15 protein-coding genes and 1 pseudogene are annotated in these 19,649 nt (G+C 66.0%); 9 read left to right on the top strand and 7 right to left on the bottom strand.

Annotation, left to right across the window (positions count from 1 at the left end; all coding sequences use genetic code 11):
- Window positions 1–28 precede the first annotated feature (28 nt).
- From pnp to ASC78_RS19890, 4 genes are all read right to left on the bottom strand, one after another.
- Complete coding sequence (gene pnp / locus ASC78_RS19905) at window positions 29–2,356, bottom strand: polyribonucleotide nucleotidyltransferase (protein WP_055805142.1); 2,328 nt, start codon at window positions 2,354–2,356, stop codon at window positions 29–31.
- Between the two features lie 213 nt (window positions 2,357–2,569).
- On the bottom strand, window positions 2,570–2,836 hold the full coding sequence (gene rpsO / locus ASC78_RS19900; RefSeq protein WP_007837783.1) for a 30S ribosomal protein S15: 267 nt from the start codon (window positions 2,834–2,836) through the stop codon (window positions 2,570–2,572).
- A gap of 226 nt (window positions 2,837–3,062) precedes the next feature.
- Complete coding sequence (locus tag ASC78_RS19895; protein ID WP_055805140.1) at window positions 3,063–4,223, bottom strand: pyridoxal phosphate-dependent aminotransferase; 1,161 nt, start codon at window positions 4,221–4,223, stop codon at window positions 3,063–3,065.
- A gap of 11 nt (window positions 4,224–4,234) precedes the next feature.
- A complete protein-coding gene (locus ASC78_RS19890; RefSeq protein ID WP_055805137.1) occupies window positions 4,235–5,533 on the bottom strand; it encodes a branched-chain amino acid ABC transporter substrate-binding protein in 1,299 nt (432 codons plus the stop codon).
- A gap of 122 nt (window positions 5,534–5,655) precedes the next feature.
- Here ASC78_RS19890 and ASC78_RS19885 point away from each other — a divergent pair, with 122 nt between their 5' ends.
- Together ASC78_RS19885 and ASC78_RS19880 are read left to right on the top strand one after the other, a co-directional pair.
- Window positions 5,656–6,027: an Hsp20/alpha crystallin family protein gene (locus tag ASC78_RS19885; protein ID WP_055805135.1), complete on the top strand. Its 372-nt coding sequence runs from the start codon at window positions 5,656–5,658 to the stop codon at window positions 6,025–6,027.
- 189 nt (window positions 6,028–6,216) lie between these two features.
- Window positions 6,217–6,975: an alpha/beta hydrolase-fold protein gene (locus ASC78_RS19880; protein WP_055805132.1), complete on the top strand. Its 759-nt coding sequence runs from the start codon at window positions 6,217–6,219 to the stop codon at window positions 6,973–6,975.
- On the opposite strand, the gene tsaD is transcribed toward ASC78_RS19880, so the two are convergent.
- Window positions 6,911–7,972, bottom strand: coding sequence for a tRNA (adenosine(37)-N6)-threonylcarbamoyltransferase complex transferase subunit TsaD (gene tsaD, locus ASC78_RS19875; protein ID WP_055805129.1), 1,062 nt, complete (start codon window positions 7,970–7,972; stop codon window positions 6,911–6,913). The genes ASC78_RS19880 and tsaD overlap by 65 nt on opposite strands.
- Before the next feature lie 76 nt (window positions 7,973–8,048).
- Between tsaD and ASC78_RS19870 the strand changes: the two genes are divergently transcribed.
- From ASC78_RS19870 to ASC78_RS19855, 4 genes are all read left to right on the top strand, one after another.
- A complete protein-coding gene (locus tag ASC78_RS19870; RefSeq protein WP_055805127.1) occupies window positions 8,049–9,329 on the top strand; it encodes a nitrate regulatory protein in 1,281 nt (426 codons plus the stop codon).
- A 342-nt stretch (window positions 9,330–9,671) separates the two neighbouring features.
- On the top strand, window positions 9,672–10,916 hold the full coding sequence (locus tag ASC78_RS19865) for a CmpA/NrtA family ABC transporter substrate-binding protein (RefSeq protein WP_055805124.1): 1,245 nt from the start codon (window positions 9,672–9,674) through the stop codon (window positions 10,914–10,916).
- Window positions 10,917–10,929: 13 nt separating this feature from the next.
- Window positions 10,930–11,868, top strand: coding sequence for a nitrate ABC transporter permease (gene ntrB, locus ASC78_RS19860; protein WP_082517604.1), 939 nt, complete (start codon window positions 10,930–10,932; stop codon window positions 11,866–11,868).
- Window positions 11,865–12,674, top strand: coding sequence for an ABC transporter ATP-binding protein (locus tag ASC78_RS19855; protein WP_055805118.1), 810 nt, complete (start codon window positions 11,865–11,867; stop codon window positions 12,672–12,674). The genes ntrB and ASC78_RS19855 overlap by 4 nt, the downstream gene beginning before the upstream one ends.
- 25 nt (window positions 12,675–12,699) lie before the next feature.
- Here ASC78_RS19855 and ASC78_RS19850 read toward each other — a convergent pair whose 3' ends face one another.
- The gene (locus ASC78_RS19850; RefSeq protein ID WP_055805683.1) at window positions 12,700–13,992 is read right to left on the bottom strand and encodes a type IV pili methyl-accepting chemotaxis transducer N-terminal domain-containing protein; all 1,293 of its coding nucleotides are present in this window, start codon (window positions 13,990–13,992) and stop codon (window positions 12,700–12,702) included.
- 257 nt (window positions 13,993–14,249) lie between these two features.
- On the opposite strand from ASC78_RS19850, the gene ASC78_RS19845 reads away from it, so the two are divergent.
- Complete coding sequence (locus ASC78_RS19845) at window positions 14,250–15,518, top strand: MFS transporter (RefSeq protein ID WP_055805115.1); 1,269 nt, start codon at window positions 14,250–14,252, stop codon at window positions 15,516–15,518.
- 17 nt (window positions 15,519–15,535) lie between these two features.
- On the opposite strand, the gene ASC78_RS19840 is transcribed toward ASC78_RS19845, so the two are convergent.
- Window positions 15,536–17,236: a bifunctional protein-serine/threonine kinase/phosphatase gene (locus ASC78_RS19840; RefSeq protein WP_055805680.1), complete on the bottom strand. Its 1,701-nt coding sequence runs from the start codon at window positions 17,234–17,236 to the stop codon at window positions 15,536–15,538.
- 74 nt (window positions 17,237–17,310) lie between these two features.
- On the opposite strand from ASC78_RS19840, the pseudogene ASC78_RS28400 reads away from it, so the two are divergent.
- Together ASC78_RS28400 and nirB are read left to right on the top strand one after the other, a co-directional pair.
- Window positions 17,311–17,736: pseudogene (locus ASC78_RS28400) on the top strand (FAD-dependent oxidoreductase); the annotation flags it as partial.
- A 1-nt stretch (window position 17,737) separates the two neighbouring features.
- Window positions 17,738–19,649, top strand: a 1,912-nt coding sequence (nirB, locus tag ASC78_RS19835) for a nitrite reductase large subunit NirB (RefSeq protein ID WP_235505161.1), incomplete at both ends; no start/stop codon positions are given.

Genomic DNA, 19,649 nt, shown 5'->3' with positions numbered 1-19,649 from the left:
GCAAAGCTGCCGTTGCGCCCTTCTCTACTTACTCTTGCGGTTCGCGCGGTGCGTACTGCGGCTCGCCCACGGGCGCCTGCGGCTGCTCGTTGCGCGGCTGCTGTTGCTGCTCGTTGTTGAAACGCGGCGCACGTTCGCCACGATCGCCACCGCGATCGCCGCCACGGTCGCCACGGTCCGAACGCTCGCGGCGCTCGCCGCCGCGATCACCGCGGTCGCCACGGTCTTCGCGCGGTGCACGTTCCTGGTACTCCATGCCGGCCGGACGCTCGCTCAGGGCCTTCATGGACAGCTTGACGCGGCCCTTTTCGTCCGTCTCGAGAACCTTGACCTTGACGATCTGGCCTTCGCTCAGATAGTCGGTCACCTTCTCGACGCGTTCGTGCGCGATCTGGCTGATGTGCAGCAGGCCGTCCTTGCCGGGCAGCAGGTTGATGAGCGCACCGAAGTCCAGAATCTTGGTGACCGGGCCTTCGTAGACCTTGCCGATTTCGACTTCAGCGGTGATCTGCTCGATGCGGCGCTTTGCGAACTCCGCCTTTTCCGGATCGGTCGAGGCGATGGTGATGGTGCCGTCTTCGTCGATGTTGATCGTCGTGCCGGTTTCTTCCTGCAGGCCGCGAATGACCGCGCCGCCCTTGCCGATCACGTCGCGGATCTTCTCCGGGTTGATCTTCAGCGTGGTCAGGCGCGGTGCGAACTGCGACACCTCGGTCTTGGCTTCGCCCATGGCTTCCTGCATCTTGCCGAGGATGTGCATGCGCGCTTCCTTGGCCTGGGCCAGTGCGACCTGCATGATTTCCTTGGTGATGCCCTGGATCTTGATGTCCATCTGCAGCGCGGTGATGCCGTTGGTCGTGCCGGCCACCTTGAAGTCCATGTCGCCCAGGTGATCTTCGTCGCCCAGGATGTCGGTCAGCACCGCAAAGCGGTTGTCTTCCTTGATGAGGCCCATGGCGATGCCGGCCACGTGGGCCTTCATCGGCACGCCGGCGTCCATCATCGACAGGCAGCCGCCGCAGACCGAAGCCATCGACGAGGAGCCGTTCGACTCGGTGATTTCCGACACCACGCGAATGGTGTACGGGAATTCTTCCTTGGTCGGCAGCACGGCGACGAGCGCGCGCTTGGCCAGGCGGCCGTGGCCGATTTCGCGGCGCTTGGTCGAGCCCATGCGGCCCACTTCACCGGTGGCGAAGGGAGGCATGTTGTAGTGGAACAGGAAGCGGTCTTCGTACTCGCCGGCCAGCGCATCGATGCGCTGTGCGTCGCGTTCGGTGCCGAGCGTGGTGATGACCAGGCCCTGCGTCTCGCCGCGCGTGAACAGCGCCGAGCCGTGGGTGCGCGGCAGCACGGAGTTGCGGATCTCGATGGGGCGCACGGTGCGCGTGTCGCGGCCGTCGATGCGGGGTTCGCCCGAGAGAATCTGGCTGCGGACGATCTTCGATTCGATCGAGAACAACAGGTCGTTGACCTTGCCGGCGTCGAAGGGTTCGCCGCTTTCCTTCAGCGTGCTCATCACGCTGGCATTGGCTTCGCGCAGGGCTTGCGTGCGGGCTTGCTTGCTGCGGATTTGATAGACGGCGCGGAGCTTTTCCTCGGCCAGGCTCTTGACCTTGGCGACGAAGGCTTCGTCTTCGGCCGGCGCTTGCCAGTCCCACACCGGCTTGCCGGCGTCGCGCACGAGTTCATGAATCGCGTTGATCGCGATGTTGGCTTGTTCGTGGCCGAACACCACGCCGCCCAGCATGATTTCTTCGCTGAGTTGCTGTGCTTCGGATTCGACCATCAGCACGGCGGCTTCGGTACCGGCAACGACGAGGTCCATCTGCGAATCCTTGCGGGCGGTCTGACCCGGATTCAGCACGTACTGGCCATTGACGTAGCCCACGCGCGCAGCGCCGATCGGGCCGCTGAAGGGAATGCCGGAGATCGACAGAGCGGCACTCACGCCGATCATGGCGGCGATGTCGGCGTCGACTTCGGGGTTGAGCGACAGCGTGTGGATGACCACGTGCACTTCGTTCAGGAAACCTTCGGGGAACAGCGGGCGGATCGGACGGTCGATCAGGCGGCTGGTCAGGGTTTCGTGTTCGCTGGGCTTGGCTTCGCGCTTGAAGAAGCTGCCGGGAATCTTGCCCGCGGCGTAGGTCTTCTCGATGTAGTCGACGGTCAGCGGGAAGAAGTCCTGGCCCGGCTTGGCGGTCTTGGAGGCGACCACGGTCGCGAGGATCACGGTGCCGTCGATGTCAACCACCACGGCGCCGCTGGCCTGGCGGGCGATTTCACCCGTTTCCATGACGACAGTCTTGTCGCCCCATTGGAAGGACTTGGTGACTTTGTTGAAGAGGCTCATGTTTTGCTCCTGTTTTGATGGCGGAGACCTGCATTCAGCAGTTCCGCAGGGGCGGAGGCTTCTCAGAACACGATGCCATTCCAGCGAAGCTCGGCGGGAACTTCATTGGAATGACACAGCTTCGCTCTGTTTTGGCACTCCGAAAGTGGGATCGCGAAGTAAAAAACGCCTGAGCTAGCGGACTAACCCAGGCGTTTTTTCATGCGATTCGGTTTACTTGCGCAGACCCAGCTTGGCGATCAGCGCGGTGTAGCGGTCGGCGTCCTTGGACTTGAGATAGTCCAGGAGCTTGCGGCGGCGGCTCACCATGCGCAGCAGGCCGCGACGACCATGGTGGTCCTTGGCGTGCGTCTTGAAGTGGGGGGTGAGCTCGTTGATACGGGCGGTCAGCAGTGCAACTTGCACTTCCGGGCTGCCGGTGTCGTTGGCGGCGCGGGCGTTGTCCTTGACGACTTCGGCCTTGATGGAGGCTGCGATCATGATGATTTCCTTGTTCCGGGATGTTTGACTTGCGGTGAGCGCTGGAACTGCCCTCACCGTGCGCCTTGCGGCATGCAAAGCCATGGGATTATAACCCTCCCCCGTTCTCGCTCACTTCGTGTAGCTCGTTCCCCCTCAGTGGGGCAACACTGGCGGCCCGGCAAAGCCGGTTCCGCGGTGTTCCCGAACGGCCCGGGCTTCGCCGGGCGCGATTTTGGCGTGGCGCCTATTTCTGGGCGGCGAGCCAGGTTTTCAGGCGCTCGACGCCTTGGACAAGTCGCTGGGGGTCTTTGGAGGCGAAGCACCAGCGCAGCCAGCCTTGCGCTTCCGGGGCGAAGGCGTTGCCGGGAGCGAGGCCGAGGCCGGCTTCGACGACCAGGCGTTTGGCCAGGTCGAGGGAATCGCCGAAGCCTTCGAGGCGGAAGAAGGCGTACATGCCGCCTTTGGCGGGGGCGACCTGAACGCCGGGGAGTGCGGCCAGGAGGGGCACGAGGGTGTCGCGGCACTGCTTCAGGTGGGCGACCACGCGGGGCGTGATCTCGGCGGTGTGTTCAATGGCGGCGACGGCGGCGCGCTGGGTGAAGACGCTGGCGCAGGAGGTGTTGAACTCGATCAGCTTACCGATGCCCTCGACCAACGCGGGCGGCAGCACGAGCCAGCCCAGGCGCCAGCCGGTCATGAGGAAGCTCTTCGAGAAGCTGTGCGTCACCACCAGCCGGTCGTCGGGCTTCGATATGTCGAGAAAGCTGGGTGCGCAGCCGTTGGGCGTCGATTCGAAGTAAAGGCGCTCGTACACCTCGTCGGCCAGGATCCAGGTGCCGGTTTCGCGGCAGTGGTCCAGCACGGCCTGCTGCTCTTCGCGCGTCATGGTCCAGCCGGTGGGGTTGTTGGGCGCATTGACGATCAAGAGCTTGGTCTTCGGCGTGACCGCCTTGCGCAAAGCGGCCAGGTCGAGCGTCCACTGCCCGTCAGCGGGCACCAGCGACACCGTGCGCACGTGAGCACCGAGGATGGCGGGTTGCGCCGTGAGGTTGGGCCACACCGGCGTGACCGCGACCACCTCGTCGCCTGCGTCGACCAGCGCCTGCACCGCCAGCATCAGCGCGCTGACGCCGCCGGAGGTGACGGCGATGCGCGACGCATCGACCTTGGGATGCAGCTTGCTTGTGTAGCCGGCGATCGCCTCGCGCAGTTCGGGCAGCCCGAGGTTGTGCGCATAAAAAGTTTCGCCGCGCTGCAGCGAGTCGATGGCCGCCTGTCGGATCACCTCGGGCGTGACCTCGTCGCTTTCGCCGAACCAGAACGCGAGCACGTCGTCGCGGCCGAGCCCGGCATTGGCAACCTCCCGGATCTTGGAGGCTTCGAGGTTGTGAATGGCTTCGCGCATGTCTTCGTTTCCTAGATTCTTTTCATTTTGCAGCTGGTCGGCAGTTCGGCGCGTTCAGGTGCAATGGTCTTGATCACGCGAAAGCCGTAGCCCGACCCTTCGACATCGAACTGCACACCCGGTCGGCCCTGTTTGTCCATCACGCCCACCACGAGCTGCTGCTGAAACTGGTGGTCGGCCGCGCGCATGCGGCCGCGCTGTCCATAAAGGCTCACGTCGGCCTGCTCGAGTGCTCGCGCGAGGGCCACTGCCTCGACACTGCCCGCGCGTTCGATCGACTGCGCGAGCGACTCCACGAGCAGTTGCATGCGCATGTGCACGTAGTCGTCGGCCGGCTTGGGAAAGCGCGTGCGGAAGGCGCGGTAGAACGTCTCCGACTGCGCGGTCTGCACGTTGGGCAGCCAGTCGGCCACCGCGATCACGCGGCCGATGCCGGCGTCGCCGATGGCCGCGGGCGCACCGAGCGCGTTGCCATAGAAGGTATAGAAGGTGCCGTTGAATCCGGCCTCGCGCGCCGCCTTCACCAGCAGCGTGAGGTCGTTGCCCCAATTTCCGGTGAACACAGCCTGCGCGCCGCTCGCAATGATCTTGCTGGCGTAGGGCGCGAAGTCCTTCACCCTGCCCATGGGGTGCAGCTCGTCCCCGACGATTTCCACGTCCGGCCGTTGCACGCCCAGTTGGCGCTTCGATTCGCGCAGCACCGCCTGGCCAAAGCTGTAGTCCTGGCCGATGAGGTATGCGCGCTTTAGCGCCGCATCGTCCTTCACCACTTCCATCAGCGCGGCCACGCGCATGTCGGCATGAGCGTCGAAGCGAAAGTGCCAGAAGCTGCAGCGCTCGTTGGTGAGCACTGGATCGACGGCCGCGTAGTTGAGAAAGATCACGCGCCGCGAGGGATCGCGCTCGTTGTTCTTCTCGATGGCATCGACCAGCGCCGCGGCGGTGGCCGAGGAGTTGCCCTGCAGCACGATGCGCGCGCCGTCGTCCATGGCCGCGCGCAGGGCCGACAGCGCTTCCTCGTTCTGCCCCTTGCTGTCATAGCGGTCGAGCTGCAGCGGCCGTGCGCCACCAGGCACACCCGGCAGCTTGACGCCGCCGCGCGCATTGACGCGTTCCACGGCCCACAGCAGGTTGCGGAACACCGCCTCGCCCGTGTTGGCGAATGGGCCGCTCATGCTTTCGATCAGCGCCAGTCGAATGGGGGCGGGCGGCGCCGTGGGTGCCTGGGCCTGCGCGGCAAAGGGCGCTGCGCATAGCGCCAGCGCTGCAAATTTCAAGGCCTTGCGACGCCAAATAAAGGGGGGGTTCATTGTCTTGAAACGGGTGCGGCGATGCCTAGATGAGGTGTCAAGCGGCACTCAGGATTGAATGGCCGCGCAGTGTAAGGGACACACATTCCTTGTCCCCATTGTGTTCATTCAGGAGTTTTCAAATGTTTTTCGCACCCACCCTTCGCACGGCCCGCTTCGCTCCCCGCTCGTATGATCGCGCCTTCGAGCGCTTCGTGAACGAAGCCTTCGCTGGAGCAAGCCGCTCGCCGCTCGTCGAACAGGACGACAAGAGCTGGACGCTCTCCCTCGATGTGCCGGGCTTCTCGCGCGAAGACCTCACAATTGGCATCGAAGGTGCCGTGGTTCGCATCGACAGCAAGGCCGAAGCCAAGCGCCAGTTCAAGGCTGCGTACGAGCTGCCGCTGGACATCGACGTGGCTGCCAGCGAAGCCAAGCTCGAAAACGGCGTGCTCACGCTGAAACTCGGCAAAAAGGTGCCCGCCAGCCAGGTTTCTGCGCTGCAGATCAACTGATCTTGCAAAGCCCCCGAGAGGAAAGTGTCGTTAACTTTTGTTTTTGACTTTATTCGCACTCCCTATTCACAATAGGGCAGCGGATAACGTCACATCATGTGACGTTTTCACATTTTTCCTCTTCGTGGGCGTCTCGCAAGCGCACCGAATCTCGGCGGTGCGGATTCGGGTGCCCCCTCAAGGCACACCATGATCACGCACCTCAAGTCAGCCAAAGACGATGAACGGTCCGATACGCTCCTGGTCTTCCTGCCGGGCGCCTATCTGAAACCCGACGAATTCGAGCGCGAAGGCTTCATCAGCGCCGTCCGCGAGCGCCACCTGGCGGCCGATTCGCTGCTGGTGGATGCCGACGTTTCCTACTATTACGACCAGACGCTGAGCGAGCGCTTGCACGCGGACGTCATCGAACCCCAGCGGGCCTTGGGCTACAAATCGATCTGGCTCGTGGGCATTTCGATCGGCGGCTTCGGCGCGCTGATCCACGAACTGTCCAGGCCGGGCTCGGTCGACGGCATCGTCGCGCTGGCCCCGTACCTCGGGCGGCGCGTTCTCGGCGCCGAGATCCTCAAGGCCGGCGGCCTGCGCGCGTGGCAGGCCCCACCCGGCCCGCTGCCGGACGAGGAAGTCGACCGCAAGCTGTGGCCGTGGTTCAAGCAATACCTGGAACCCCAGCAGGGACAGAAGCTGCCGCAGCTCTATCTCGGCTTCGGCCTGGACGACCGCTTTGCCAGCAACCACAAGCTGCTGGCCGACGCCTTGCCCGAAGGCCGCGTCTTCACCACCGAAGGCGGCCACGACTGGCCGCAGTGGCGCCAGCTGTGGCGCAACATGCTCGATGTGCTGCCGGTGCCGTCGCTCGGGCGCTCGCCGCGACCTGCGGCTAGGCGGGCACCTGCGAGGGTGTCTCGGGCGTCATCAGCGAAGCCATGGGCCATCGCGGCTTGACGTCGAAGGCATAGCGTTCGCTGGCCTCGGCCAAACCCGACTGCAGCCGCATGGCGGCCGCCATGGCGATCATCGCGCCGTTGTCGGTGCACAGGTGCAGTTCCGGATAGTGCACGCGCACGCCGCGCTTGGCACAGGCGGCGTTCAGCTGCTCGCGCAGGCTTCGGTTCGCCCCTACTCCGCCAGCCACCACGAGCCGCTTGAGGCCGGTCTGCTCGAGCGCCGCCATCGACTTTTTCAGCAGCACCTCCACGATCGCCGCCTGCGTCGATGCGGCAAGGTCAGCCTTGTTCGCCTCGAGCGCGGCGCCCAGCTTCTTGGCTTGCGTCAGCACGGCGGTCTTCAGTCCGGCGAAGGAAAAATCCAGATCGCCGCTGTGCAAAAGCGGCCGCGGCAGCTTGAAGGCGGTGGCGCTGCCCTCTTCCGCCAGCTTGGCCAGCCAGGGGCCGCCCGGGTACGGCAGCCCCATCAGCTTGGCGCTCTTGTCGAAGGCCTCGCCGGCCGCGTCGTCGATGGTTTCGCCCAGGAGTTGGTAGCGCCCGACGCCATCGACCCGCATCAGCTGCGTATGTCCACCCGACACCAGCAGCGCCACGAACGGAAATTCCGGCGGATCCGCGCTCAGAAACGGCGATAGCAGGTGCCCTTCGAGGTGATGCACGCCGAGCACCGGCTTGCCGAGCGCCGCGCCCAGCGCGCAGGCCACGCCCGCCCCCACCAGCAAGGCGCCGGCGAGGCCTGGCCCCCGCGTGTAGGCGACCACGTCGATTTCGGCCAGCGAGCGCCCCGCCTCGGCCAGCACGGTTTCGGTCAGCGGCAGCACGCGGCGGATGTGGTCGCGGCTGGCCAGTTCGGGCACCACGCCGCCATAGGCCTGGTGCATGGCGATCTGGCTGTGCAGCGCGTGCGCGCGCAGCAGCGGCAGCGCGTTGCCGTGCGATTCGACCAGCGCCACGCCGGTTTCGTCGCAGGAGGATTCGATTCCCAGGAGAAGCATCCTGCGAGTGTAGGCGGGGTGCCAATCCCGCACGGCACGGATGTTGCAGCACCCCTGTCGCCCTCCCTTCCCCACCATGAAATCCGGACTGAGTTTTCTGATCGCCGCCAGAAAGTGCGAAATCGACGAGCTGGACCAGCTCGCGCGCACCAGCGACCTGGTCGGCCTGATCGCGCGGCTCGTCCACGCGCTGCAGCGGGAGCGCGGCATGTCGAACGTCTTTCTCGCCTCGCGGGGCGTCCGCTTCGCCGACCAGCGCGATCCTCAGATTGCCGAATGCCTGGCGCTTGAACAGGCGGTACGCGCCGGATTCGACCAGCTCGAGACCGAGGCGCGCCCAGGCGCCACCGCCGGCAACAGCGCCCGCCTCTTCAGCCGCATTGCCTGGGTGCTCCCGGGGTTCGACGGCCTGCCCGCGCTGCGCCGCCGCGTCGGCGCGCTCGAGCTCACGCCGGCGCAGGCCACCGCGGCCTTCGCCAAGCTCGTTGCCGGTTTGCTGGCCGTGGTGTTCGAAGCGGCCGACGGCGCCACCGACCCCGAAATCTCGCGGCTCCTGGTTGCGATGTTCAATTTCATGCAGGGCAAGGAATTCGCGGGCCAGGAGCGCGCTTTCGGCGCCGCTTCGCTGGCCGTGGGCCGCCGCGACGAGTCACAGCGCCAGCAATGGCTTCATCTCATCGAACTGCAGGAGCGTTGCTTCCAGGTCTTTATCGATTTCTCCAGCAGCGGCGTGCTGGCGCTCTGGCATCACAGCCAGTCTGACGCGGCCACGGCCGAGATCGAGCGCATGCGCCGGATGAGCGTGACGTCGGCCCAGGCGGCCGCGGCGGCCGTGCCCGACCCCCGGTTGAGCCAGGCGTGGTTCGACAGCTGCACGCGCCGCATCGACACCATGAAGACCGTCGAGGACCGCTTGGCCACCGACCTGCGCGAGCTGTGCGCCCGCAAGACCACGCAGGCGCGCAGCGAGTTGCAGAGGTACGAGGAAGTGCTTGGCACCCTGGCGCCCCAAACCGAAGGCGCGGCGTTCTTCGACGACGCCGACACCCAGGCCACCGAGCCCGCCCCTTACGGCCGGCACCTGGAGCGCTCGGTGCTCCACATGGTTCAGGAGCAATCGCGCCGCCTGCAGGCCATGAGCGACGAGCTCGAAACCGTGCGGGCCTCGCTCAATGAGCGCAAGCTGGTCGAGCGTGCCAAGGGCCTCTTGATGGCACACCGCCGGATGACCGAGGCCGAAGCCCACAAGATGTTGCTCAAGACAGCCATGAACCAGAAGCGCCGGCTCGTCGACGTGGCCGAGTCGATGCTCGCCATGGCCGATTACCTGCCCCTGGCCGAGGCGCCCGAGCGCTGAAGAAGCGGGCACGCGCGCACGAATTGGTGCGGCGCACAACAATCGTGCACGCAAGCAGCTTTCAGTTCCAGTGAACCGGGAAACACGCCGCTAGCCACTCTCCTGCTGCCTATTTGATAGCGGATAAGGGGCTCGAAAAGCTGGCACACAGTTTGCTGAAGTAGTACATGGACCCCTGGGTCCCAGGCAGGCAAATACCCAACGGCGGGTGTTTGCCACCGACATCGGACAAAGGCGTCCCCATCCCGCAAGGGCTCGTTTTCGAGCGGCCCTTGCGCGGTGCGGACGCCTTTTTTGTTTTTTGCTTTTCCTTTTTGTTGTCCTTCAACCGGAGCCCGTCACATGACCGACCTGCTGAAAACCAGCCTCAGCCGCCGCCGCGTACTGCAAGCCGCCGCCATTGGCGCCGTGGGAATCGATCCCGCCCTGCGCGCCGCCGTCTGGGCCCAGGGCTCCGACAAGCCGGAGAAGGAGGAAGTGAAGATCGGCTTCATTCCGCTGACCGACTGTGCGAGCGTGGTGATGGCCTCGGTGCTCGGCATCGACAAGAAATACGGCGTGAAGATCGTTCCCAGCAAGGAAGCCAGTTGGGCAGGCGTGCGCGACAAGCTCGCCAACGGCGATCTGGACATGGCGCACGTGCTCTATGGGCTGGTCTACGGCATGCACTTGGGCCTGAGCGGTCCCAAGAAGGACATGGCCGTGCTCATGACGCTGAACAACAACGGCCAGGCCATCACGCTGTCGAAGAAGCTGGCCGACAAGGGCGCAGTGGACGCGGCCTCGCTCGCCAAGCTCATCGCCAGCGAAAAGCGCGAATACACCTTTGCCCAGACATTTCCCACGGGCACCCACGCCATGTGGCTCTACTACTGGCTGGCATCGGCCGGTATCGATCCTTTCAAGGACGTCAAGAACATCACCGTGCCGCCTCCGCAGATGGTGGCCAACATGCGCGTGGGCAACATGGACGGCTACTGCGTGGGCGAGCCCTGGGGCCAGCGCGCGATCATGGACGGCATCGGCGTGACGGCCATCACCACGCAGGACATCTGGAAGGACCATCCGGAGAAGGTGCTCGGCACCACCGGCGACTTCGTCAAGAAGTACCCCAACACCGCCCGCGCCGTCACCGCGGCCATCATCGAGGCCGGCAAGTGGATCGATGCGGGCCTGCAGAACAAGAACAAGATGGCCGAGACCATTGCCGACAAGAGCTACGTCAATACCAGCGTGGACGCCATCAACCAGCGCATCCTGGGGCGCTACGTCAACGGCATGGGCAAGAGCTGGGACGACCCCAACCACATGAAGTTCTACAACGGCGGCGCCGTGACCTTCCCCTACCTGTCGGACGGCATGTGGTTCCTCACGCAACACAAGCGCTGGGGCCTGCTCAAGGAGCATCCGGACTACCTGAAGGTGGCCACCGAGATCAACCGCATCGACATCTACAAGCAGGCCGCGGCCGCCACGCAGACGCCGGTCCCCAAGGACGTATTGCGCACCAGCAAGCTCTTCGACGGCACCGTCTGGGACGGCAAGGACCCGAAGAAGTACGCCGATTCGTTCAAGCTGCATGTCTGAGGAGAAACACATCATGGTCAGTGCTGTATTTCATTCGCCGATGGACGCATCTCTCCCCCTCCCGCGTGCGGCCGAGGGCCGGAGCGAAGGCGTGCCCCGCGCCGAGGCTGCCCCTCTCCCCGCTCCCCTCCCCACAAAGGAAAGGGAGCAAAAACCACGCATATCCATCGACCTGCGCGCCTTCTGGATGCGCGTGCTGCCGCCGCTCGCGGGCTTCGGCCTCCTGGTGCTGATCTGGGAGCTGGTCGCCATGAAAAGCACCACCGGCTTTCCGTCGCCGCTGGTCACCTGGCAGCAGGCGCTGACCGTGTTCAGCGATCCGTTCTACAGCAAGGGTCCTAACGACCAGGGCGTCGGCTGGAACGTGCTCTCGTCGCTGCAGCGCGTGGCGCTGGGCTTCGGGCTGGCCGCGGCCGTTGGCATTCCGGCGGGCTTTGCGATCGGGCGCTTCGAGTTTCTTTCGCGCATGTTCAATCCGCTCATCAGCCTGCTGCGTCCGGTGTCGCCGCTCGCATGGCTGCCCATCGGACTCCTGGTTTTCAAGGGCGCCAACCCGGCGGCCATCTGGACCATCTTCATCTGCTCGATCTGGCCGATGGTGATCAACACCGCCGTGGGTGTGCAGCGCGTTCCGAGCGACTACATGAACGTGGCCAAGGTGCTGAACCTGTCCGAGTGGAAGATCTTCACCAAGATCCTCTTCCCCGCCGTGCTGCCCTACATGCTCACGGGCGTGCGCCTGGCCGTGGGCACCGCGTGGCTCGTGATCGTTGCAGCCGAAATGCTCACCGGCGGCGTCGGCATCGGCTTCTGGGTGTGGGACGAGTGGAACAACCTCAACGTCGCCAACATCATCATCGCGATCTTCGTCATCGGCATCGTCGGTTTGGTGCTGGAGTTCGCGCTCATCAAGCTTGCAACGGCATTCACGTTCGAAGAGGTCAAATCATGAACGACGATTCCAAGTACATCGAGATCCACGGCGTCGAGCAGCGCTTCAAGACCGCCAAGGGCAGTTTCCTTGCGCTGCAGGGCGTCAACCTGAACGTGGCCAAGGGCGAGTTCGTCACGCTTATCGGCCATTCGGGCTGCGGCAAGTCGACGCTGCTGAACCTCATTGCCGGCCTGACCACGCCGACGGAGGGCGTGCTGCTGTGTGCCAACAGGGAAATCAAGGGCCCGGGCCCGGAGCGCGCGGTGGTGTTCCAGAACCACTCGCTGCTGCCCTGGCTCACCTGCTTCGAGAACGTCTACCTCGCGGTCGAACGCGTGTTTTCCGCCACCGAAAACAAGGCGCAGCTGCGCGCACGCACCGATGCGGCGCTCGCGTTGGTCGGCCTCACGCCGGCAGCGCAGAAGCGCCCCGGTGAGATATCTGGCGGGATGAAGCAGCGTGTGGGCATTGCGCGCGCGCTGTCGATGGAACCCAAGGTGCTGCTGATGGACGAGCCCTTCGGCGCCCTCGACGCGCTCACGCGCGCCAAGCTGCAGGACGAGCTGCTCGCCATCGTGCAGAAGACGCAGAGCACCGTCGTCATGGTCACGCACGACGTCGACGAGGCGGTGCTCCTGAGCGACCGCATCGTGATGCTCACCAACGGCCCGGCCGCCACCATTGGCGAAGTGCTGTCGGTGGACATCGCCCGTCCGCGCAATCGCGTGGAACTGGCGGAAGACCCCGTCTACGTGCACGCCCGCAAGGCCGTGATCGATTTTCTCTACACGCGCCAGGCGCACGTGGAGAAGGTCGCGGCCTGAACCAGCGAGCGCGGCACAAGCGGCGTCAGGACATGATGACCTGCAAGCTGTGCTCGTACCAGGCCGTGAGGCGCTCGAAGGTGTCGACCAGTGCTTCGCTGGAACGCACCAGCGTCGCGCGGCCCTCGGCGCTGTCGAGTGCCTGCACGCCGCCCACCAGGCGCAGCCATTCGTCGCGTGCGGCAACCAGCGCGGCGCGAATCTCGGGTGAGCTGAGGGGCGCGCGCTCCAGTTCGCCCAGCGCGGCCTCGAACTCGTTCATGGTCGGCAGCAGCCGACCGCGCGAAGCCTCCGCCGCTATGGTCGATGCGAGCAGTGCATCTTTCGCGAGACGCTGCGCGCGCATGCGCTGGCGGCCGCAGATGTTCACGATGCGCAGCGCGCGCCGCGCGCCGGAGGCTTCCAGTGCGTCCGTCATGGCTTCGGCAGCCGACAGCAAGGCCTCGCCTCGCGCATCGATGTCGGCGAGCCCTTGCGGCGCCGGCCGCGCGGCCAGCAAGGCAGCCAACTCCTCCCAGGCCGCCCGCACCTCGCTCAGCGCCTTCACACCGGCCGCGTCCAGATCGAGGGTGGCCAGATGATCCAGGTTCTGCTGCACCCGCTCGGTCGATTGCGTGCGCAACACCCGCGCGCGCTGCACGTCGATGCCGGCGAGCAATTGCGCCGCCACGCGCACCAGCCGCTGCGAAAGCATGCGCAGCTGGCCGGCGCGGTTGATGGCATCGGCCCATTGCGCGGCCTCGATCACCGAGCGCGACACCTCGCCCAGCCTCAGGTTGGCATGCATGGCCGCACCGCGCAGCAGGCCGAAGGCTTCGTCCTCGCCGATGCCCCGTGCGGACATCAAAAGGCCCTTGGCGCGATCGACCCACTTGCGCTCGTCCATCCGTGTGCGCAGGCCCTCGAGTTCGGTGCGCAATGCGGCTTCGCGCTGCCAGCGGGCCTGCGCCCTGGCGGTCAGCCCGGCCAGCGAAGCGCCGTCGAGCGCATCGATCGGCATCCACGCATGCACACCGAGCGAAACCAGCGATTCGTGCTGCGCGCCGTCGAGCGGCGCGCTCACGAGGCCGAACGCGCACGGTGGGGTGCCGTTCCATTCCTTCAGCGCATCGAGCAGCGTCTGCAGCTGATGCGCTGGTGCCGGCAGCCAGGCCAGCACCTGTTGCGGTGCAAACGCACCCACCCGCTGCACCAGCGTGTGGCAGGTGGCCCGCTCGCTGACGGTGGCGCCGGCACTCGCCAGCGCTTGCTGCAGCGGCTCCGGCAATGGCGCGGGTTCGGCGAATTCATTGGGCAGAACGACGAGAAGGGACATCATGGCAAAGCGGTTGAAGGCAGGGCAAGCATAGGCCACGCCGGCTCTTTTTCGCAGGCACGGCTCTTGCATCGATCGGGGTGCGGTGTAACGAAGCACCGCTTTGGTGAAGCTGCAGACTCCTGCATCTGTCCCGGCATCGACCATGCCGGGAAGCACCCCCACGCCGACAGCGTCCGCTGCCTGCACTCCGCCCCAACCCCGTCCGTCGACACGGCTCCCGAAGAGCTGCGCTGCGGCATTTCGCACGATTGAACGCCATGTCCAGTTTCAGGACCTTCTTGCAATCAGGCCACGGCCCGACGCTGTTCTCGGCCTTTCTGTATTTCTCGTTTTCCTGCTGCATCTGGGTGCTGAACGGCGCCATGGCGCCTTTCATCGGCGAGACCTTCGACCTCTCGCCCGCACAGAAGGGCCTGATGCTGTCGGTGCCCATCATCGCGGGCGCGCTGATGCGCTTTCCGCTCGGCATCCTCTCGCAATACATCGGTCGCAAGAATGCCACCCTGGTCGAGATGGGCATGATCGCGGTGGCCATGCTGTTCGGCTTCTTCTTCGTGAAGAGCTTCAACGACCTGCTCGCCATGGGCGTGTTGCTGGGCATTGCCGGCGCCAGTTTCGGCGTGGCGCTGTCGCTGGGCTCGGGCTGGTTCCCGCCGCAGCACAAGGGCCTGGCCATGGGCTTGGTGGGTGCGGGCAATGTCGGCACCGCGGTGTCGGTGCTGGTGGCCCCGCCGCTCGCGCAATGGCTTGGCTGGCAGGCCGTGTATGCCGTGGCGGCCGCCGCCATCCTGGTGCCGATGATCGTGATGGTGGTGTTCGCCAAGGAGCCGCCCGACGTCGACAGCCACGCGAGTTTCCGCGAGCACATTGCCTGCCTGTTCGAAAAAGACGGCTGGGTGTTCAGCCTCATCTACGGTGTGACCTTCGGCGGCTTCATCGGCCTCATCACCTTCCTGCCCTCCTACTACTACGACCAGTTCGGCGTGAGCAAGGTGCAGGCCGGACAGCTCACGATGCTGGCCGCCTTCATGGGCGCCGCGGTGCGCATCGTGGGCGGCTGGCTCTCCGATCGCTGGGGCGGCGTCAACACCCTCACCGTGGTGCTGCTGGTGGTGGCTGTCGGGCTCGTGCTGGTGGGCATCTCCTCGTCCTCCCTGGCGCTCACCACGCTGCTGCTGATCCTGTGCTTTGCCGCGCTGGGTGCGGGCAACGGCGCGCTGTTCCAACTGGTGCCGCTGCGCTGGCCCACGAGCACCGCCGTGGCCGGCTCCATGATCGGCGAGATCGGCGCGCTGGGCGGCGGCCTGGTGCCCAACGCCATGGGCCTGTCGAAGCAGTACCTGGGCAGCTATGTCTGGGGCTTCGTGTTCTTCGGTGCGCTATCGCTCGTGATGCTCGGTGTGATGCGCGTCATGCAGATCCGCTGGACCCGCACCTGGGCCGAGAAAGGCGGTCGTGCGCGCACCTCGCCCCAGCCGGCTGAAACCAAGAAATACGTCCCACCACGGAAAGCGGCACGCCCATGACCTTCTTCCGCTCGCCGTCAGCGTGGCAGGAAGAGAAGCCACACCACGAGCAGTGCGTTGAACAGCAGCGACACGGCCAGCGCGATCTTGTAGAGCGCGGCCGGGTCGCGGCGGATCAGCGGCGTGGCGGCGGGCGCACTGACGGGGCGGGAAGCGCCCCGCTCCAGGGCAAGCAGCATTTCCTCGGCGGTTTCGAAGCGCTCCTTCGGATCGCGCGCAACGGCTTTGCGCACCAGGTGGTCGAGCCACACGGGCACGTCGGGCCGCAGGCGCGAGAGCGCGACCGGATCGCGACGGTAGCGCGCCACCTGGTAGGGCTCGATCTCGCCGTAGGGCAGGTGCCCGCCGAGCCACTGGTACAACGTGGCGCCGAGCGCGAACAGGTCGCTGCCGGGGTCGGCATGGGCGCCCTCCCATTGCTCGGGATTGATGTAGCTGGGCGTGCCGGCATGCAACTCGCGCTGGGCCGAGCCTTCGCGTCCGGACAGCGCCACGCCAAGGTCGAGAATGCGCCATCGCCCGTCGTCGCCCAGGTGCAGGTTGCCGGGCTTGATGTCTCGATGCACCACGCCATGGCGGTGCAGCCGGCCCAGCGCCTTGGTCACATCGATGGCCGCCGTGACCACTTGGGCCACCGTTCCGCGCGCGCCGGACTTGCGCATCTGCTCCAGCGTGCGCCCTCCGTGCCAGTCGAACACGATGTAGAGCGCGCTGGCGTTTTCGGCCCGCTCGTGCACGCGCACGAATCCGCCGCTTCCCACGCGCTGACCCAGCCAGGCTTCGTGCGCGAGCATGGCTCGCTCCTGCGGATCGCTGGCGCGCGAAGGGTGCAGGGTCTTGAGCGCCACCAACTCGCGCGTGGCCGCATTGCGGGCCTGGTACAGCAGGTGCACGCCGGTGTCGGCCACGAGCCCGGTGACGACGTAGCCGTCGAGCGCGTCGCCCACTTTCAAGAATGGCGGCGGGGCCAGTCGGCGGCCGTCGCCGAGCTCGTCGTCCAGTTGCCGTGCGTCCAGGCCGACCACGCGAATGACCAGCGCCGTCGCGTTGTCGCGTGTGCCCGCATCAAGCGCCGCCCGCACCAGCGCCTCGCTCGCATCCTCGGCACCGCCCTGCAAGGCCAGCTCGGCCAGGCGCTGCGGCTTGAGCACGCCATGCACGCCGTCGGACGTGAGCACGAAGCAGTCTCCCACCCGCACGTCGCCCTGCGCGTAGTCGACACGTACCTGGTCGTCCAGGCCAATGGCGCGCGTCAGCCGGCTGCGCATGTCCGGATGCTCGAAGGCATGGTCCTGCGTCAGCAGCATGGCGGGCTCGCCGTCGGTGCGCACGCGCCATGCACGCGTGTCGCCCACATGCGCCAGCGTGTAGCTCTGGCCATGCAGCACCAGCGCCGTCAAGGTAGTGAGCGCGGTGCCTCCGCCCTGGCGGCGCCGGTTGTGATCGGCAAGCCAGGCGTTCTGCGCGGCGACCAGGCGGTCGAGCGCGGCAGTCGGCTCCCAGGTGTCGGGCGTGGCGAAGTAGTCTGCCAAAAGCCCCATCACCGTGGTCTGCGACGCCTCCAGCCCGCGGCCGCCGGTGGACACGCCGTCGGCAATGGCCGCGATGAGTCCGCGCGACTCCTCGCCGGGCGGCGCGTTGACCGCGCCGGCAAAGTCTTCGTTCACTTCGCGCGGTCCGCGCTGGCTGCTGTAGCCGATGTCCACTTCAAAGCTCATGGCGCGATTCTCCACGCGCCGCGTGCTTCCCATTGCTTGATTCGAACCCGCTGATTCCCGAAAGGCCCCACCCCATGCAGAAACTCAAACTCGTGATGGTCGGCAACGGCATGGCCGGCGTGCGCACCYTGGAGGAGCTCCTGAAGCTCGCCCCGGACCTGTACGACATCACCGTCTTCGGTGCCGAGCCGCACCCCAACTACAACCGCATCCTSYTGTCGCCCGTGCTCGCCGGCGAGCAGACCGTGGACGAGATCGTGCTCAACAGCTGGGAGTGGTACACCGAGAACCACATCACCCTGCACGCCGGCAAGAAGGTGGTCGAGGTCGACCGCGTCAAGCGCATCGTGCGCGCCGTGGATGCCCAAGGCGCCGTCACCGAGGCCGCCTACGACCGCCTCCTGATGTGCACCGGCTCCAACCCCTTCATGCTGCCCGTGCCCGGCAAGGACCTGAAGGGCGTCATCGCCTACCGCGACATCGCCGACACCGACTACATGNTGTCGCCCGTGCTCGCCGGCGAGCAGACCGTGGACGAGATCGTGCTCAACAGCTGGGAGTGGTACACCGAGAACCACATCACCCTGCACGCCGGCAAGAAGGTGGTCGAGGTCGACCGCGTCAAGCGCATCGTGCGCGCCGTGGATGCGCAGGGCGCCGTCACCGAGGCCGCCTACGACCGCCTGCTGATGTGCACCGGCTCCAACCCCTTCATGCTGCCCGTGCCCGGCAAGGACCTGAAGGGCGTCATCGCCTACCGCGACATCGCCGACACCGACTACATGATCGAGACCGCGCGCACCCACAAGAACGCGGTCGTCATCGGCGGCGGCCTCCTGGGCCTGGAGGCGGCCAACGGCCTGATGCTGCGCGGCATGAGCGTCACCGTGGTGCACGTCATGCCCTGGCTCATGGAGCGCCAGCTCGATGACGTGGCCGGCAAGCTCTTGCARAAGTCCCTGGAAGACCGCGGCCTGAAGTTCCTCATCGGCGCCCAGACCCAGGAGCTGGTGGGCGACGCCGASGACGGCAAAGGGGGCCGSGTCAAGGCCATCCGCTTCAAGGACGGCACCGAGGTGGCCGCCGACCTGGTCGTCATGGCCGTGGGCATCCGCCCCAACACCGAGCTGGCCGAGAAGATGCGCCTGCACTGCAACCGCGGCATCGTCGTCACCGACACCCTGCAGACCGTGACCGATGCGCGCATCTACTCGGTGGGCGAATGCGCCGCCCACCGCGGCATCGCCTACGGCCTGGTSGCCCCCYTSTTCGAGCAGGCCAAGGTCGCGGCCAACCACCTGGCCCAGTTCGGCATCGGGCGCTACCTGGGSTCSCTCACCTCCACCAAGCTSAAGGTCACSGGCATCGACCTGTTCTCGGCCGGCGAGTTCATGGGCGGCGAAGGCACCGAGGAGATCGTCATGAGCGACCCCTTCGGCGGGGTCTACAAGAAGCTGGTGATCAAGGACGACAAGCTGGTGGGCGCGTGCCTGTACGGCGACACGGTGGACGGCAGCTGGTACTTCAAGCTCCTGCGCGACGGGCGCAGCGTGCACGACATCCGCGACAAGCTGATGTTCGGCGAATCCAACATCGGCGACACCGGCCACGAGGGCCACAGCAAGGCCGCCAGCATGCCCGACGAGGCCGAGGTGTGCGGCTGCAACGGCGTGACCAAGGGCACCATCTGCAAGGCCATCAAGGACAAGGGCCTGTTCACCCTGGACGAGGTCAAGAAGCACACCAAGGCCAGCGCCAGCTGCGGCTCGTGCACCGGGCTGGTGGAGCAGATCCTGATGTTCACCGCCGGCGGCGACTACTCGGCCACGCCCAAGAAGAAGGCGGTGTGCGGCTGCACCGACGCGAGCCACCAGGACGTGCGCGAAGCGATCAAGAAGGAACACTACCTCACGCACGACGCGGTCTACCGCAACCTGGGCTGGCGCACGCCCAACGGCTGCGCGACCTGCCGCCCGGCGGTGAACTACTACCTGATCTCCACCTGGCCCAAGGAGGCCAAGGACGATCCGCAGAGCCGYTTCATCAACGAGCGCAGCCACGCCAACATCCAGAAGGACGGCACCTATTCGGTSATYCCGCGCATGTGGGGCGGCCACACCACGCCSGACGAGCTGCGSCGCATCGCGGAYGCGGCCGACAAGTACAAGATTCCGACCGTGAAGGTCACGGGCGGCCAGCGCATCGACCTCCTGGGGGTGAAGAAGGAAGACCTGGAAGGGGTCTGGAAGGACATCGGCATGCCCTCGGGCTTTGCCTATGCCAAGAGCCTGCGCACGGTGAAGACCTGCGTGGGCAGCGAGTGGTGCCGCTTCGGCACGCAGGACAGCACGCAAATGGGCAAGGACCTGGAGCGGGCGCTGTGGGCGATGTATTCGCCGCACAAGGTCAAGCT

The organism is Variovorax sp. Root318D1, assembly GCF_001424835.1.
GTDB lineage: Bacteria > Pseudomonadota > Gammaproteobacteria > Burkholderiales > Burkholderiaceae_C > Variovorax.
Note: the sequence above shows the minus strand (reverse complement) of the source record. Positions and strands in the feature narration are given on the sequence as shown.

Excerpts from the sequence above, each read along its gene's own strand:
- pnp (WP_055805142.1), bottom strand. The coding sequence starts at position 2,356 with ATGAGCCTCTTCAACAAAGTCACCAAGTCCTTCCAATGGGGCGACAAG.
- rpsO (WP_007837783.1), bottom strand. The coding sequence starts at position 2,836 with ATGATCGCAGCCTCCATCAAGGCCGAAGTCGTCAAGGACAACGCCCGC.
- ASC78_RS19895 (WP_055805140.1), bottom strand. The coding sequence starts at position 4,223 with ATGCGCGAAGCCATTCACAACCTCGAAGCCTCCAAGATCCGGGAGGTT.
- ASC78_RS19890 (WP_055805137.1), bottom strand. The coding sequence starts at position 5,533 with ATGAACCCCCCCTTTATTTGGCGTCGCAAGGCCTTGAAATTTGCAGCG.
- ASC78_RS19885 (WP_055805135.1), top strand. The coding sequence starts at position 5,656 with ATGTTTTTCGCACCCACCCTTCGCACGGCCCGCTTCGCTCCCCGCTCG.
- ASC78_RS19880 (WP_055805132.1), top strand. The coding sequence starts at position 6,217 with ATGATCACGCACCTCAAGTCAGCCAAAGACGATGAACGGTCCGATACG.
- tsaD (WP_055805129.1), bottom strand. The coding sequence starts at position 7,972 with ATGCTTCTCCTGGGAATCGAATCCTCCTGCGACGAAACCGGCGTGGCG.
- ASC78_RS19870 (WP_055805127.1), top strand. The coding sequence starts at position 8,049 with ATGAAATCCGGACTGAGTTTTCTGATCGCCGCCAGAAAGTGCGAAATC.
- ASC78_RS19865 (WP_055805124.1), top strand. The coding sequence starts at position 9,672 with ATGACCGACCTGCTGAAAACCAGCCTCAGCCGCCGCCGCGTACTGCAA.
- ntrB (WP_082517604.1), top strand. The coding sequence starts at position 10,930 with ATGGTCAGTGCTGTATTTCATTCGCCGATGGACGCATCTCTCCCCCTC.
- ASC78_RS19855 (WP_055805118.1), top strand. The coding sequence starts at position 11,865 with ATGAACGACGATTCCAAGTACATCGAGATCCACGGCGTCGAGCAGCGC.
- ASC78_RS19850 (WP_055805683.1), bottom strand. The coding sequence starts at position 13,992 with ATGATGTCCCTTCTCGTCGTTCTGCCCAATGAATTCGCCGAACCCGCG.
- ASC78_RS19845 (WP_055805115.1), top strand. The coding sequence starts at position 14,250 with ATGTCCAGTTTCAGGACCTTCTTGCAATCAGGCCACGGCCCGACGCTG.
- ASC78_RS19840 (WP_055805680.1), bottom strand. The coding sequence starts at position 17,236 with ATGAGCTTTGAAGTGGACATCGGCTACAGCAGCCAGCGCGGACCGCGC.